The organism is Streptomyces sp. NBC_00414 (genome assembly GCF_036038375.1).
Classification (GTDB): Bacteria; Actinomycetota; Actinomycetes; order Streptomycetales; family Streptomycetaceae; genus Streptomyces.
This window is the reverse complement of record NZ_CP107935.1, coordinates 3,430,896-3,446,154: the sequence shown is the minus strand read 5'-3', so window position 1 is coordinate 3,446,154 and position 15,259 is coordinate 3,430,896. Positions and strand designations below refer to the sequence as shown.

Sequence of the window (15,259 nt, the reverse complement as noted above, 5' to 3'; positions counted from 1 at the left end):
CATCAAGTGCAAGTATCTGACTTGATGAGTTACCCAGACGCAATCGACTCGGGAAAGGCTTCTCCGAGTGGCCACGTGGGCCGCCGCGCGTCGGCGTCCGTCAGCGCGCGGAACCGGCGTCCGCGTTTCCCTGCACGAGGCTGTCCCGCCAGGCCTGGTGCAGGTCCGCGAACCGGCCCGTGTCCGTGATGAGCCGGTCGGGGCTGCCGTCCTCGACGATGCGGCCGTGCTCCATGACGAGGACCCGGTCGGCGATCTCGACCGTCGACAGCCGGTGCGCGATGACCACCGCCGTACGCCCGCGCAGGACCGTGTCCATGGCCCGCTGGACGGCCCGTTCACCTGGCACGTCCAGCGAACTGGTGGCCTCGTCGAGGATCAGGACCGCCGGGTCGGCCAGCAATGCCCGCGCGAACGCGACCAGTTGGCGCTGACCGGCCGAGATGCGCCCACCCCTCTTGCGTACGTCCGTGTCGTAGCCGTCCGGCAGGGCGCTGATGAAGTCATGGGCGCCGATCGCCTTGGCGGCCCGCTCGATGTCCTCGCGCGAGGCGTCGGGGCGGCCGATGGCGATGTTCTCGGCGACCGTGCCGGAGAACAGGAAGGCCTCCTGCGTCACCATCACGACACCGCGCCGCAGTTCGGGCACCGAGAGCTCGCGCAGATCCACGCCGTCGAGCAGGACCCGGCCGGTCGTGGGGTCGTAGAAGCGGGCCAGGAGCTTGGCGAGCGTCGACTTGCCCGCACCCGTTGAGCCGACCACGGCGACGGTCTGGCCCGCCGGGAGCGTCAGCGAGAAGGTCGGGAGCACTTCGCCGCCCGTGCGGTACGCGAACCGGACGTCGTCGAACACGACCTCCCGGCCCGGGAGTTCGGAGGCGAGCGGGGGCAGCTCACGCGACTGCGCCGGTTCCGGCACCGAGGGGACCTGGGCCAGCAGACCCGCGATCTTCTCCATCGAGGCCGCCGCCGACTGGTACGAGTTGAGGAACATGCCGAGCCGGTCGATCGGGTCGTACAGGCGCCGCAGGTAGAGCACGGCGGCGGCCAGTACACCCAGCGCGAGGGACCCGGAGGCCACCCGGTACGCGCCCCACAGCACGATGCCCGCGACCGCGGTGTTGGCGACCAGCCGGGAGCCGACGACATAGCGGGCCATCTCCAGGATGGCGTCGCCGTTGATGCGTTCGTGGCGGCTGTTGAGCGCGTGGAAGGCCGTGTCGTTGACGGCCTCGCGACGGAAGGCGCGCACCGGCCTGATGCCGTTCATCGTCTCCGCGAACTTCACGATGACCGCGGCGATGGCGGTCGAGCGGAGGGTGAAGATCCGCCCGGCGCGGTGCCGGTAGAGCCGGATGAGGAGGTACAGCGGCACGAACGACGCCACCGCGACCGCGCCGAGGCCCAGGTCCAGCCAGAGCAGCAGCGCCGAGATGTAGACGAACGACAGGATGACGGTGATGAGTTCCTGGAGGCCCTCGCTGAGCAGCTCGCGCAGTGACTCGACGTCCGTCGTGGAGCGCGAGATGAGCCGGCCCGAGGTGTAGCGCTCGTGGAAGTCGACGCTGAGCGCCTGCGCGTGCCGGAAGATCCTGCCACGCAGGTCGAGCAGGACGTCCTGGTTGACGCGGGCCGACACGAGGACGAAGCCGCACTGGAGGGCGCCGGCCGCCAGCGAGCACAGCGCGTAGGCGACGGCCACCGCGATCAGCGGGCCGTGGTCGTCGTCGCGGAACGCCGGTACGGCGCGGTCGATGGCGTACGCCACGAGCATCGGGCCCGCCTGCACCGCCGCCTGCTGGAGCAGCAGCAGGACCGCCGACAGGACGACGCGGGCCTTCATGGGCGCGAGCAGGGAGCGCAGGAGGACGGCCGTGGCCCGCGGGGGAGCGGGCAGGGCGTCACGGTCGAAGGGATCGCCGTCCTCGAGGGCCGCGGGCCGCGCCGCGTCGCCGTCCGTCGGCGCGGTGGTCGTGGGCGCCGTCATCGGTTCTCCCTCTCGGTCGTCTCTGTCCTTCCCGACATCAGCCAGGCGTATTCCGCGCTCGTACGCAGCAGTTCGTGGTGCGTGCCGACGGCGGTGACGCGGCCCCCGGAGAGCAGGGCGACGCGGTCGGCGAGCAGGACCGTGGACGGGCGATGGGCCACGACCAGGGCGGTCGTCCCGGCGAGGACGCGGCGCAGGGCCGCCTCGACCAGGGCCTCCGTGTGGACGTCCAGGGCGGAGAGCGGATCGTCCAGGACGAGGAAGCGGGGGTTGCCGACGACCGCCCGCGCCAGGGCGAGCCGCTGACGCTGGCCGCCGGACAGGCTGAGGCCCTGCTCGCCGACCTGGGTGTCCGTGCCCTGGGGCAGCGCGTGGACGAAGTCCGCCTGCGCGACGGCCAGGGCACGGGCCAGATCGGCCTCGCCCGCGGTGTCCGCGGCGCCCATGAGGACGTTCTCGCCCACCCCGGCGGAGAACAGGGTGGGCTCCTCGAAGGCGACCGCCACGAGGGCGCGCAGCTCCTGTCTGGGCAGCTCGGTGATGTCCACGCCGTCCAGGGTGATCCGGCCCGCGGTGACCTCGTGCAGCCGGGGGACGAGCGCGGTGAGCGTCGTCTTGCCGGAGCCCGTACCGCCCACGAGGGCCATGGTCTCGCCGGGCCGGATGTGCAGATCGATGCCGTCGAGGACGGGCACGCTGTCGCTCTCGGCGTCGGGATACCGGAACCGCACCCCTTCGAACCGGAGCCCGCCGGGCCCGTCGCCGCCACCGGCGCCGACGAGCACCGCCCTGGAAGACGGTGCCGCCCTGGAAGCCGGTGCCGCCGCGGACGCCGACGCCGTGTCCGACTCCGGGGCCGCGTCCATGACTTCGAAGTACCGCTCGGTGGCCGTGGCCGCCTCCTGGCTCATCGCGAGCAGGAAACCGATCGACTCGACGGGCCAGCGCAGGGCGAGGGCCGTGGACAGGAACGCCACCAGCGTCCCGGCCGACAGGGAACCGTCGGCCACCTGCACCGTGCCGAGCACGAGGGCCGCGCCGATGGCCAGCTCGGGCAGGGTCGTGATGGCCGCGAAGATACCGGCGAGCAGCCGCGCCTTCGCCAGCTCCGTGCCGCGCAGCGTCCGGGAGAGCTCCCGGAAGGCGAGGGCCTGGCTGCGATGGCGCCCGAACCCCTTGATGATCCGGATGCCGAGCACGCTCTCCTCGACGAGCGTCGTCAGATCGCCGACCTGGTCCTGCGCCTGCCGTGCCACCCGCGAGTACCGCTTCTCGAAGAGCCAGCAGACGACCATCACGGGCAGGGCGGGCGCGAGCAGCACGAGTCCCAGTGTCCAGTCCTGGGCCAGCATGATGAGGACACCCACGAGGATCGTCACCGAGTTGACCAGCAGGAACGTCAGCGGGAACGCGAGGAACATCCGCAGCAGCATCAGATCGGTCGTGCCCCGCGACAGCAACTGTCCCGACGGCCAGCGGTCGTGGAAGGCGATGGGCAGCCGCTGCAGGTGCCGGTACAGATCGGCCCGCATCGCCGCCTCGACCCCGGCCAGCGGCCTGGCCACCAGCCAGCGCCGCAGCCCGAAGAGCACCGCCTCCGCGATCCCGAGCAGCAGCAGGTACAGCGCGCCCAGCCACACCCCGCCCGTGCTCCGGTCGGCCACCGGCCCGTCCACGATCCACTTGAGGACGAGCGGGATCACCAGCCCCGTACAGGAGGCGGCGACCGCGACGACGGCCGCGGTGGCCAGCCGCCCGCGCACGGGCCGTACGTACGGCCACAGCCGCAGCAGGCTGCGGACGGCGGAACGGCTCTCGGTGGACTCGGTCTCGGTGGTTCCCTCGGCGGGCGCAGGTGTGGTCGGCATCAGCAGCGAGCCTACGTTTCGGCACTGACAACACCCAGCGAGTTTTGGCCGGTCCGAGGGCCGGGAGCCGTCCTAGGTGGTCGGGTACGGGAGAAGGGTCGCCGCCGTCCTCTCCCAGGCCGCCTTCAGCTCGGCGAGCAGCTCCGGCCGGTCCGGGGCGAGATCGGCCTGTTCACGGGCGTCGTTCGCCAGGTTGTAGAGGTGGTCGGCACCGGCGGCGTCCCGGTAGTACTTCCAGTCGCCGCGCCGCAGCGCCCGGTTGGCCCGTACCCGCCAGAACAGGTCGCGCTTCGGCGGCTGCTCGCCCTTCAGCAGGTATCCGGCGAGGCTGGTGCCGTCCAGCGGGTACGCCGGGTCGGGCCGGGCGCCGCCCACCTCCAGCAGGGTCGCGGTCCAGTCGGGGGAGAAGTTGGGCTCGCGGCTGACCTGACGGCCGTCGATCCGGGCCGGCCAGCGCACGATCGCCGGCACCCGGATACCGCCTTCGAGGAGCACGAACTTCTCCCCGCTGAGCGGCCAGTTGTAGGAGTAGCGCTCGCCGCCGTTGTCGCTGGCGAACAGCACCAGAGTGTTCTCCTCCTGACCCGAGCGACGCAGCGCCGTGAGCACCTCGCCGACGGCCGCGTCCAGGCTCTCCACCATCTGCGCGTACTTCTCCACCGAGCCGCCGTCGAAGTGGTTGAGCGCCCGGGAGACCTCCCCCTGGTTCCCGGCCGCCCGGATCTTCGCGGCGATCTCGGCGCCGGTCTCCGCGTCGTCCTCGGCGAGCCAGGGCCAGTGCGGGGTGGTGAAGTTGAGGTTCAGCAGCCAGGGTTTGTCGTGGTCGCGCCCGACGTACTCCACGGCCCGCTCGGTGAGTACCTCGGTGTAGTAGCGCAGGTCCTTGTACTGGGCGTCGCCCTCGTAGAGGTCGTAGTCGCCGAGCTGGCCGAGCTTGGAGAAGTACTCCAGCACGCCGCCGAAGTTGCCGAAGAACTCGTCCCAGCCGGACTTGGTGGGGCTGTGGTCGGGCAGCCAGCCGCAGTGCCACTTGCCGATCAGCGCGGTGGAGTAGCCCGCCTTCTTCAGCAGGGAGGCGAGGGTGGGGTGGTTCGGGTCGAGCCCCTGCGCCTTGTTCGCGATCGGCTCGGCGAGCCCGCCGGGCGTACGGCCCGGATACCGGCCGGTGTAGAGGCTGAACCGGGTCGGCGAGCAGGTCGCGGACCCGGAGTACGCGTCGGTGAACCGCACCCCCTGCCGGGCGAGCCGGTCCAGGTGGGGCGTGCGGATGTGCGGGGCGCCGTACGAGGAGAGGTCGGCCCAGCCGAGGTCGTCCCCGAGGATGACCAGGATGTTGGGACGCCTGCCGGTCGCGGCGTCGGCGGGGCGGGCCCTGAACGGCCGCTCGGCGGAGGCCGTGGCGGCCGTGGTGGTGACCGCGGTGACGGCACCGCCGCCGACGAGCCCACCGAAGGTACGACGGGATATTTCAGGCATACGTGATCCTCGGATGCGTGGCGGTCCCGGACCGGGACGCGGAGGGGGGAAGCCCAGGAGGGGGGAAGGTCAGGAAGAGCGCGGGGTGATCGCGGGACGACCGCGGGCTCAGCGACAGAGGGCGCTGGACTGCCGGCACAGATCGACATGGCGCCGCTCCACGAGCGCGACACACGCGCACGGGTGATCAGCGGAGAGCCTCATGACAAGGGACGTTCCCAGTGAGCCACCCGGGACGTCAAGGACGTGTCCGGATCGCGGAAGCCCCCCTGTGCCCCGCCTGTGCAGGGCGCCCTCTCAGTCCACCACCCGCAGCAGCAGGACCGCCCGGGCCGGCACGGTGATCGTCCCGCCCGCCCGGTGCGCCACCCCGGGCACGGCCCCCTGCTCCTCCCGCGACGTGTCGACGACGACCTCGTACGACCGGGCCCACGGCGGCCCCGGCAGGACGAAACTGACGGGTCTGTCCCCCGCGTGCAGCACCGCGAGGAAGCTGTCGTCCGTCACGGGTACGCCCCGCGCGTCCCGCCCCGGGATGTCCCGCCCGGACAGGAACATGCCCAGGGTGCCGGCGGGCGCGTACCAGTCCCGCTCCGTCATCTCCGTGCCGTGGGCGGTGAACCACGCCAGGTCCCGCAGTCCGTCGGCCGAATGGGCCCGACCGGAGAAGAAGGCGCGCCGCCGCAGCACCGGATGCGCGTGGCGCAGGGCGATCAGCCGGGACGTCAGGTCGAACAGGGCCCGCCAACCGGGGTCGTCCAGCAGGCTCCAGTCGAGCCAGCTGATCTCGTTGTCCTGGCAGTACGCGTTGTTGTTGCCGCCCTGGGTCCGCCCCAGTTCGTCGCCCGCGACCAGCATCGGGACGCCCGTGGAGAGCAGCAGCGTGGTCAGGAGGTTGCGCAGCTGGCGCCGCCGCAGACCTTGTATCCGGGCGTCGTCGGTCTCTCCCTCGGTCCCGCAGTTCCAGGCCCGGTTGTCGTCGGTGCCGTCCCGGTTCCCCTCGCCGTTGGCCTCGTTGTGCTTGCGCTCGTATGACACCATGTCCCGCAGGGTGAAGCCGTCGTGGGCGGTCACGAAGTTCACCGAGGCGTACGGCCGCCGCCCGCCCCACGCGTACAGGTCGCTCGACCCCGAGAGCCGGTACCCGAGGTCCCGTACGTCCGGCAGCGCGCCCCGCCAGAAGTCCCGTACGGCATTGCGGTAGCGGTCGTTCCACTCCGTCCACAGCGGGGGGAAGGCGCCCACCTGGTAGCCGCCGGAGCCGACGTCCCACGGCTCGGCGATCAGCTTCACTCGGCGCAGCACCGGATCCTGCGCGATGACGGCCAGGAACGGCGACAGCATGTCGACGTCGTGCATCGAGCGGGCGAGCGCCGCCGCGAGGTCGAAGCGGAAGCCGTCGACGCCCATCTCCGTCACCCAGTACCGCAGCGAGTCAGTGATCAGGCGCAGCACGTGCGGCTGCACGACGTGCAGGGTGTTGCCGCAACCCGTGTAGTCCGCGTACCGCCGGGCGTCGTCCTGCAGCCGGTAGTAGCCGCGGTTGTCGATCCCGCGCAGCGACAGCGTCGGGCCCAGCTCGCTCGCCTCCGCCGTGTGGTTGTAGACCACGTCGAGGATGACCTCGATCCCGGCGGCGTGCAGCGCGCGCACCATCCGCTTGAACTCGCCCACCTGCTGGCCGTTGGTCCCGGAGGCCGCGTACCCGGCGTGCGGGGCGAAGTAGCCGATCGAGTTGTAGCCCCAGTAGTTCTTCATGTCCCGGCGCAGCAGATGGTCCTCGTGCGCGAACTGGTGCACCGGCAGCAGCTCGACGGCCGTCACCCCGAGCGCCACCAGGTGCTCGATCGCCGCCGGATGCGCCAGCCCGGCGTACGTGCCCCGCAGTTCCTCCGGGATCCCCGGGTGCAGCTTGGTGAAGCCCTTGACGTGCAGCTCGTAGATGACGGAGTCCGCCCACGGCGTCTTGGGGCGCCGGTCGTCCGCCCACTCGTCGCCGGGTGTGTCGTCATGGACGACGACCCCCTTGGGAACGTAGGGCGCGGAGTCCCGGTCGTCGCGCACGGTGTCCGCGACCTGCTGCTGGGGCCAGTCGCGCACATGCCCGTACACCTCGGGCGGCAGACTGCCGAACTCGTCCCGTCCGGCGCCGTCCACGGCACGGGCGTACGGGTCCAGGAGCAGTTTCGCGGGGTTCCAGCGGGCGCCGGTCCACGGGTCCCAGCGGCCGTGCACCCGGAAGCCGTACCGCTGACCGGGCCGCACCCCGGGCACGAAGCCGTGCCAGATCTCATGGGTCAGCTCGGTCAGCGGAACCCGGATCTCGGCGCCCTCGCCCTCCCCGCGCGCGTCCCCGTCGCCCGGTGAGCCGAAGAGACAGAGCTCGACCGACTCGGCCCCGCCCGCCCACAGGGCGAAGTTGGTGCCCGAGACCCCGTCCGGCCCCGTCCGGAAGCGGGCCCCGAGCGGGGTCGGCGCACCCGGCCACACGGGGATGTCCGGCGCCGGACGCGCCGTGCCGTTCACCGCTGGGGCGGCCTGTGCGGGCAGCCCTCCACCGAGGGCGCGCGGTTCCCGCACGGCCGCCCCCTGCACTGCCTCCTGCTCGGCTGCGCTCGACACCCTGCGCCCTCCCGCGGCTCGGTCGGAGCGGCACGAGGAGGACCGCGGCATCCCGGCCGCGGTCTCCTGACGTGTCGTCCTCCCCACTGTTCTGCCCAGAGCCGGGCTCGCACTCACGTTTCCCGTGACGGGGGTGAGAAGGCGGGGACGGACAGACGGGGGAGGCACGGGCGCACCACGCCCTGACGGACGCATCCCGGTTTCCCGGGGCCCGCTCGGTCGTTGGGTCCCACGTGATGCACGCACAGACGCGCGCGCGGCGCGCAGGGGCCGCGCTGGCCGCCGCACTGACATGGGCAGGCCTGCTGGCCTCGGCCGCGGGATGCACCTCGCACGGGGTGGACGAGATGCTCGGCAAACCCCGCTCGCCCGAGGAGGCGATCCGGGTCTCGCCGGACGACGGCAGCAAGGCCGTACGCCCCGAGGAAGGGCTGAAGGTGCGGGTGCCGGCCGGGCGCCTGGAGTCCGTGAAGGTGGTGAAGTCCCAGGACGCGCAGGAGTTCCCGGTGCCCGGCCGGATCGGCGAGGACGGCGCGACCTGGCGGCCCGACGACGGGAAACTCGCGCTGGCCGCCAAGTACACGGTGGACGCGGTCGCGCTCGACAGCCACGGCCGGCGGGTGGCACGGCACGTCACGTTCACGACGTACGTTCCCGACGAGCGGTTCATCGGATACGTCATGCCGGAGAACCGCTCGACGGTCGGCACCGGCATGATCGTGTCGCTGGAGTTCAACCGCGAGATCGAGAACCGGGCGGCGGTCGAGCGCGCGATCCGCGTGACGTCCGTGCCGAGAACGGAGATCGCCCCGCACTGGTTCGGCCGGGACCGCCTCGACTTCCGCCCCGAGACCTACTGGAAGCCCGGCACGAAGGTCACCGTCGCCCTGCGGCTGCGGGACGTCGAGGCGGCCCCGGGCGTGTACGGGCTGCAGTACAAGACGTTCTCCTTCACGGTCGGCCGCGACCAGAGAAGCCTCGTCGACGCCGCCGCCCACACGATGCAGGTACGCCGTGGCGGACTGCTCCTGTCCACCGTGCCGATCACCGCGGGAGCCCCGGGGAACACCACGTACAACGGGAAGATGGTGGTCACCGAGATGCTGGAGGTGACCCGGATGAACGGGGCCACCGTCGGCTTCAAACGGGCCGACGGCAAGGGCGAGTACGACATCCCGGACGTCCCGCACGCGGTGCGCCTCACCTCCTCCGGGACCTTCCTGCACGGCAACTACTGGGCCCGGGGCGTGTTCGGCACGGCCAATGTCAGCCACGGCTGTGTGGGACTGCGCGATGTGAAGGGCGGCAGCTCCGCGACCCCGGCGGGCTGGTTCTTCGACCGCAGCCTCATCGGCGACGTCGTCGAGGTCGTCAACAGCAATGACAAGAAGGTCGCTCCCGACAACGGCCTCGGCGGGTGGAACATGGGCTGGAAAGCCTGGAAAGCGGGCTCCGCGGTGAAGTAGCCCGACATAGGGGTACGCACAGGGAAGGCTCTGGCGGCGCCACCGGGCCGATCAGTTGGGACTGAACGGTGACATTCCCGGGAGACCATCCCACGTGGCAGTGTGATTAATTAGCGCGATGCGTGCGTGGGACGCGCCGTAGTACGGGCCTGAACAGGCCGTGCGAGGGGAGAACGAACTTGAACGGGCGACCGATATCGGGGGCGTCGGTTGGCGCGCGGACTCGAAGTGGCAAGGGGGCCCTGGCACTTGTGCTGGGGGTGCTGTTGCTTCTCGTGACCGCGTGCGGCGGAGGAGGGGACTCGGACTCCGGGTCCGGCGGTGACAAGGGTAAGGATTCGGACCAGGCGGACACCAAGGTCTCGCAGGCGGTCGTGACCATAGCTCCCAAGGACGGGGCGGGCGCCGTCAGGACCAGCGGCGCACTGAAGGTGACGGCCGCCAAGGGCAAGCTCACCGAGGTCACGGTCGAGGACGACAAGGGCACTCCGGTCGAGGGCAGGATCACCGACGGGGGCGCCAGCTGGACGCCCGCCGGTCATCTCGCCGCGTCCACCAAGTACAAGGTCCACGCGGTGGCCAAGGACTCCGCGGGCCGGCAGGCCGCCGAGGAGTCCGCCTTCACCACGCTGACCCCGAAGAACACGTTCGTCGGCACCTTCACGCCGGAGGACGGTTCCAAGGTCGGCGTCGGGATGCCCTTCTCGGTGCGCTTCACGCGGGGCATCACACACCCCGAGGACGTCGAGAAGGCGATCAGGATAAAGACCGAGCCCGCGGTCGACGTCCAGGGCCACTGGTTCGGCAACGACCGCCTCGACTTCCGTCCCGAGGAGTACTGGAAGTCCGGTACGAAGGTCACCGTCACCCTGAACCTCGACGGTGTCGAGGGCCGGCCGGGTGTCTACGGCGAGCAGGCCAAGACCGTGAAGTTCACGATCGGCCGCAGCCAGGTCTCCACCGTCGACGTCAAGACCAAGAAGATGACCGTCAAGCGGGACGGCAAGGTCATCAAGACCATCCCGGTCACGACGGGCAAGGCGGGTTACGAGACCTGGAACGGCCAGATGGTCATCAGCGAGCGCCTCAGGGTGACCCGCATGAACGGCGAGACGGTCGGCTACGGCGGCGAGTACGACATCAAGGACGTGCCGGACGCGATGCGCCTGTCCAACTCGGGCACGTTCATCCACGGCAACTACTGGGGCGGCGACGCCTTCGGCAACTACAACGCCAGCCACGGCTGCATCGGCCTGCGCGACCAGCGCGGCGGCGGTGACCGGGGAGCCCCGGCCGCGTGGTTCTTCGACCGCTCGATCGTCGGCGACGTGGTGATCGTGAAGAACTCCAACGACCGGATCATCGACCCGGACAACGGGCTCAACGGCTGGAACATGTCGTGGAAGAAGTGGACGGCCTGACCCGCCGGCCCACTCTCTGACACCGTACGGCCCCGGTGTGCTCCGCTGTGACGGAGCACACCGGGGCCGTTCCCGTTAGCCTTCGTTAACCTCCTCTCATGACTGTGCATCTCGAAGTCGCCGAAGGTGTCGGCACGATCCGCCTCGACCGTCCGCCCATGAACGCGCTGGACGTCGCCACGCAGGACCGGCTCAAGGAACTCGCCGAGGAGGCCACCCGCCGCGAGGACGTCCGCGCGGTGATCCTCTACGGCGGCGAGAAGGTGTTCGCGGCGGGCGCCGACATCAAGGAGATGCAGGCCATGGACCATGCGGCGATGGTCGTACGCTCCCGGGCCCTGCAGGACTCCTTCACCGCCGTGACCCGCATCCCCAAGCCGGTCGTCGCCGCGGTCACCGGCTACGCGCTGGGCGGCGGCTGCGAGCTGGCGCTGTGCGCAGACTTCAGGATCGCCGCGGACAACGCCAAGCTGGGCCAGCCGGAGATCCTCCTCGGACTGATCCCGGGCGCCGGCGGCACCCAGCGCCTGTCCCGCCTCATCGGCCCCTCCCGCGCGAAGGACCTCATCTTCACCGGCCGGATGGTCAAGGCCGACGAGGCCCTGACGCTCGGACTGGTGGACCGGGTCGTACCGGCCGCCGACGTGTACACCGAGGCGCACGCGTGGGCCGCGAAACTCGCCCAGGGACCGGCGCTCGCGCTGCGCGCCGCCAAGGAGTCGGTCGACGCGGGCCTGGAGACGGACATCGAGACCGGCCTCACGATCGAACGCAACTGGTTCGCCGGACTGTTCGCGACGGAGGACCGGGAGCGGGGGATGCGGAGCTTCGTGGAGGAGGGCCCGGGCAAGGCGAAGTTCCTCTGAACCACCCTCTGAAAGTCGCCCGGACCCCTTGCTGTTGACGCGGTGTATCACCCGCGCCCGTCGAGGTTCCCTCGAAGGAGCGGTTTATCCGAGCCTTAACGCAGCCTTAAGGGTTCCTTGTCGGGGGCCGCGGGCGATTGCCGTCGGCGAGCCCTTTCTCGCAGGCCAGTTGGGCTGTGGAGGCCATCGGAATGCCGATGGCATATGTCGATCGGGCGATGCGGAACAATTGGTTCCGGGGGGCGGATTCCTCCGGAACGCCCCCGGAAGGGCCCCTCCGGGGGTCATGATGGGGGCATGGCGGGGCTGGAGGGTATCGAACAGCCGCGGCGGCACGGGAGTGCGACCGCGGCGCGCTGGTCGCCTGCTGTCGAGGACGAACGCGCGCTGAAGGCGCTGGAACTGTTCGGCAATCCCACCGAGGCCGAGGTACCGCTGCCGTCCCGGCCGGAATCCGCCGCCACGGCGCGCCGGCTCACCCAGGTCGTGGTGCTGCGCCAGTGGGGCCTCTCGCCGAAGATGACCGAGGACGCCGTGTTGCTCGTGTCGGAACTCGTGGGCAATGCCGTGCGGCATACCGGGGCGCGGGTCTTCGGGCTCCGTATGCGGCGCCGACGGGGGTGGATCCGGGTCGAGATCCGGGATCCCTCGCGGGGGTTGCCCTGTCTGATGCCGGTGCAGGACATGGACGTCAGCGGTCGCGGACTCTTCCTCGTGGACAAACTGTCCGACCGCTGGGGGGTCGACCTCCTCCCGCGAGGCAAGACGACCTGGTTCGAAATGCGCGTATCGGACCGCTAGGCCTTTTCCCTCGCCCCCGCCGCCCCTACCCGTCGTCACGTACTCGGGGGCGCTGCCCCCGAACCCCTCGTCCTCAAACGCCGGACGGGCTGAAAACGTATTCAGCCCGTCCGGCGTTTGAGGACGAGCGCGCAGCGCGATACCGGGGGCGAGGGGCGCAGCCCCATGCAGTGACGGGAAGGGCAGGGGCGGCGGGGGCGAGGGAATCCCCGCGGCAACCCCGTCGACGGACACGCCGCCATACGAGTGAGGGTCCGCCCGCGGAACACAACACGCCGAGATCGTGCTCCCATGATCACAACCCGCTGGAAGCGCCACGCCGCCGCCCTCGCCTTCACCCTGACGGCAGTAATCACCACCTCCGCCGCGACACCCCCCACCGAAACCCCGACGAAGTCGGCCGCCGCCCCCGCCTGCCCCCAGTACGCGGACCCCGTCCACGCCGCCGCCGACCACCGCGTGGACGTGGACCGCATCACCCCCGCCCCCGCCTGGCGCACAAGCTGCGGCACGCTCTACCGCAGCGACGGCCGCGGCCCGGCGGTCGTCTTCGAGCAGGGCTTCCTCCCGAAGGACGTCGTCAACGGCCAGTACGACATCGAGCAGTACGTCCTGGTCAACCAGCCCTCCCCGTACGTCTCCACGAGCTACGACCACGACCTCTACAAGACGTGGTGGAAGAGCGGCTACAACTACTACATCGACGCCCCGGGCGGCGTGGACGTCAACAAGACCATCGGCGACACCCACAAGTGGGCCGACCAGGTCGAGGTCGCCTTCCCGGGCGGTATCGCGCGGCAGTACATCATCGGCGTCTGCCCCGTCGACAAGAAGACCAAGACCGAGATCATGAGCGACTGCGAGAGCAACCCGCACTACGAGCCCTGGCACTGAGCAGCGCCTCCGCACCCACGGGCCGGTAACCGGCCGCCAGGAACGCCCGCAGACTGCGGGCGTTCCCCGGGGCGAGCTGGGCCCAGACCGGCTCCCCGCCGGCCAACTGCCGGGCCGCCCGCGCGAGTTCACGGCCGAGCCCCCGGTGCCGTACGCCCTCGTCCACCTCGACGGCCACCTCAAGCCGCCCCGCGACCCCGAGGCCCAGGACGAGCACACCCCCGTCGGCGGCCCACACGCGCACCTCGTCACGGTGCGTGCGAGCCCGTACGACCCGGTGATGGTCCCGGTCCGTGACCTCCGTCAGCGCGAGAGAGGGTTCGCCCGGGAGGGGCGCGGCGACGGCCAGCAGGTCGATCGTGTCGTTCGTACGCCCCGTGCGGTCCATGAGAGCCGCGAGGAACCGGGGGTTCATCGCCGCGGCCAGCGCGTCGCAGTCGACCCGCTCCAGCGTCGCGTGCACCCAGTCGGGATCCTCGTCCGTGAAGACGACGGAGTGCGCGGTGAAGGCGAGGACACCGGCGTCCCGGTGGGAGTGCTGACGCACCACGGTGACGGAGCCGTCCGCCGGCGGGAAGTCGTCCCGGGCCGCCGCGTCGAGAATGTCCCGCAAACTCTCGGCCACGCGCCCACTCCTCCGTTTCGACGCCTTGACGCCTCGACTCCTCGACTCCTTGAGTCTGCACCCACTCGAAGGCCCGGCCTCCGGAGGGGTACCGGGCCGCTGCCCGCGCACCCCGAGGAGTTCGCGTAGGTGGTCGCCGCGTCGCGTGCCGGGACGGAACGTTAATCTGACCTCGTCAGTGAAGCACCACGAAGGGGCGGGTCCGGTGGCGGACATCGAGGAAGCACGCAAGGCGTTCGAGCGCATCGACGTGGACGGGGACGGCTACATCACCGCCGCCGAGTTCAAGAAGGCCCTGGCCCAGGGTGGGGACTGGAACGTCACCGAGTCGGTGGCCGAGGCCGTCATCGGCGCCCAGGACCTCAACGGCGACAAGCTGCTCTCGTTCGACGAGTTCTGGGCCCACGTCAACAGGTGACCTGAGCGGCAGGGGCGCCCACCGGTTCGCGGAGGGCGCCCTTTCGTCGTGTTCGCCCATCCGAGTGGGGATCGGAATAGCCCGGTATGGCCCGCGGTTGGTATATCGCGCCAGGAGTCCCCCACCCCCTCGAAGGGCGAGTCCAACATGAAGATCGGCATCATCGGAGCAGGGAACATCGGCGGCAACCTCACCCGGCGGCTCACCGAACTCGGGCACGACGTGTACGTCGCCAACTCCCGCGGCCCGCAGACGCTCACCGCGCTGGCGGAGGAGACCGGAGCCACGCCCGTCACCGTCGAGGAGGCCCCCAGGGGCGCCGAGATCGTCGTCGTCACGATCCCCCTGAAGGCGGTCCCCGCCCTGCCGTCCGGACTGCTGGACCAGGCGGCCGACGGGGTGACCGTCATCGACACCGGCAACTACTACCCGAAGCAGCGGGACGGCAGGATCGACGAGATCGAGGACGGGGGTCTGACGGAGTCGCGCTGGACGGCCCGGCAGCTCGGCCACACCGTCGTCAAGGCGTTCAACGGCACCTACGCCCAGGACATCCTCGACCGTCCCCGCCCGGCCGGTGCCCCGGACCGCGTCGCCCTGCCGGTGGCGGCCGACGACGCCACCGCCAAGCAGGTCGTACGCGCCCTCATCGACGAACTCGGCTTCGACACCGTGGACGCGGGCGGCCTCGACGACTCCTGGCGCCAGCAGCCCGGTACCCCCGTCTACGGCCTGCGGGAAGGCGTCGAGGCGGTGAAGAAGGCGCTGGCCGAGGCGCCGCGGGAACGTACGCCGGACTTCACCGCGTAACCCGT

12 protein-coding genes and 1 pseudogene are annotated in these 15,259 nt (G+C 70.9%); 7 read left to right on the top strand and 6 right to left on the bottom strand.

Annotated elements, in window-relative coordinates; translation table 11 throughout:
* Nucleotides 1–100: 100 nt before the first annotated feature.
* The 5 genes from OHS59_RS14625 to glgX all read right to left on the bottom strand — a co-directional run bounded on the left by OHS59_RS14625 (nt 101) and on the right by glgX (nt 7,953).
* Nucleotides 101–1,987 carry an ABC transporter ATP-binding protein gene (locus tag OHS59_RS14625; RefSeq protein ID WP_328493832.1) on the bottom strand — a complete coding sequence of 629 codons (1,887 nt, stop codon included), beginning with the start codon at nt 1,985–1,987 and terminating at the stop codon, nt 101–103.
* On the bottom strand, nt 1,984–3,855 hold the full coding sequence (locus OHS59_RS14620; RefSeq protein WP_328493831.1) for an ABC transporter ATP-binding protein: 1,872 nt from the start codon (nt 3,853–3,855) through the stop codon (nt 1,984–1,986). The genes OHS59_RS14625 and OHS59_RS14620 overlap by 4 nt, the downstream gene beginning before the upstream one ends.
* A 72-nt stretch (nt 3,856–3,927) precedes the next feature.
* Nucleotides 3,928–5,331 (bottom strand): sulfatase family protein, encoded by a 1,404-nt coding sequence (locus OHS59_RS14615; protein ID WP_328493830.1) that lies wholly within the window; start codon nt 5,329–5,331, stop codon nt 3,928–3,930.
* Nucleotides 5,332–5,439: 108 nt separating this feature from the next.
* Entirely contained in the window at nt 5,440–5,535 is a 96-nt protein-coding gene (locus OHS59_RS44570; protein ID WP_443061441.1) for a putative leader peptide, read from the bottom strand.
* Between the two features lie 93 nt (nt 5,536–5,628).
* Nucleotides 5,629–7,953, bottom strand: coding sequence for a glycogen debranching protein GlgX (glgX, locus tag OHS59_RS14610; protein ID WP_328493829.1), 2,325 nt, complete (start codon nt 7,951–7,953; stop codon nt 5,629–5,631).
* A 233-nt stretch (nt 7,954–8,186) separates the two neighbouring features.
* Here glgX and OHS59_RS14605 point away from each other — a divergent pair, with 233 nt between their 5' ends.
* From OHS59_RS14605 to OHS59_RS14585, 5 genes and pseudogenes are all read left to right on the top strand, one after another.
* Complete coding sequence (locus OHS59_RS14605; RefSeq protein ID WP_328493828.1) at nt 8,187–9,419, top strand: L,D-transpeptidase; 1,233 nt, start codon at nt 8,187–8,189, stop codon at nt 9,417–9,419.
* Between the two features lie 179 nt (nt 9,420–9,598).
* Nucleotides 9,599–10,840, top strand: coding sequence for a L,D-transpeptidase (locus OHS59_RS14600; protein ID WP_328493827.1), 1,242 nt, complete (start codon nt 9,599–9,601; stop codon nt 10,838–10,840).
* 98 nt (nt 10,841–10,938) lie between these two features.
* Nucleotides 10,939–11,706: an enoyl-CoA hydratase/isomerase family protein gene (locus OHS59_RS14595; RefSeq protein ID WP_328493826.1), complete on the top strand. Its 768-nt coding sequence runs from the start codon at nt 10,939–10,941 to the stop codon at nt 11,704–11,706.
* 191 nt (nt 11,707–11,897) lie between these two features.
* Nucleotides 11,898–12,507: pseudogene (locus tag OHS59_RS14590) on the top strand (ATP-binding protein).
* A 291-nt stretch (nt 12,508–12,798) separates the two neighbouring features.
* Nucleotides 12,799–13,401 carry an ADP-ribosyltransferase gene (locus OHS59_RS14585; protein WP_328493825.1) on the top strand — a complete coding sequence of 201 codons (603 nt, stop codon included), beginning with the start codon at nt 12,799–12,801 and terminating at the stop codon, nt 13,399–13,401.
* Here the strand turns inward: OHS59_RS14585 and OHS59_RS14580 are convergent.
* Nucleotides 13,355–14,026 (bottom strand): GNAT family N-acetyltransferase, encoded by a 672-nt coding sequence (locus OHS59_RS14580; RefSeq protein ID WP_328493824.1) that lies wholly within the window; start codon nt 14,024–14,026, stop codon nt 13,355–13,357. The two genes, OHS59_RS14585 and OHS59_RS14580, sit on opposite strands and share 47 nt — an antisense overlap.
* A gap of 205 nt (nt 14,027–14,231) precedes the next feature.
* On the opposite strand from OHS59_RS14580, the gene OHS59_RS14575 reads away from it, so the two are divergent.
* The gene (locus OHS59_RS14575) at nt 14,232–14,444 is read left to right on the top strand and encodes an EF-hand domain-containing protein (protein ID WP_328499208.1); all 213 of its coding nucleotides are present in this window, start codon (nt 14,232–14,234) and stop codon (nt 14,442–14,444) included.
* A 102-nt stretch (nt 14,445–14,546) separates the two neighbouring features.
* Nucleotides 14,547–15,254 carry an NADPH-dependent F420 reductase gene (locus tag OHS59_RS14570; RefSeq protein WP_328499207.1) on the top strand — a complete coding sequence of 236 codons (708 nt, stop codon included), beginning with the start codon at nt 14,547–14,549 and terminating at the stop codon, nt 15,252–15,254.
* Nucleotides 15,255–15,259 lie beyond the last annotated feature (5 nt).

Bases quoted from the DNA above. Each gene is read 5' to 3' on its own strand.
- OHS59_RS44570 (WP_443061441.1), bottom strand. From the start codon at position 5,535: ATGAGGCTCTCCGCTGATCACCCGTGCGCGTGTGTCGCGCTCGTGGAG.
- OHS59_RS14585 (WP_328493825.1), top strand. From the start codon at position 12,799: ATGATCACAACCCGCTGGAAGCGCCACGCCGCCGCCCTCGCCTTCACC.
- OHS59_RS14620 (WP_328493831.1), bottom strand. From the start codon at position 3,855: ATGCCGACCACACCTGCGCCCGCCGAGGGAACCACCGAGACCGAGTCC.
- OHS59_RS14615 (WP_328493830.1), bottom strand. From the start codon at position 5,331: ATGCCTGAAATATCCCGTCGTACCTTCGGTGGGCTCGTCGGCGGCGGT.
- OHS59_RS14595 (WP_328493826.1), top strand. From the start codon at position 10,939: ATGACTGTGCATCTCGAAGTCGCCGAAGGTGTCGGCACGATCCGCCTC.
- OHS59_RS14625 (WP_328493832.1), bottom strand. From the start codon at position 1,987: ATGACGGCGCCCACGACCACCGCGCCGACGGACGGCGACGCGGCGCGG.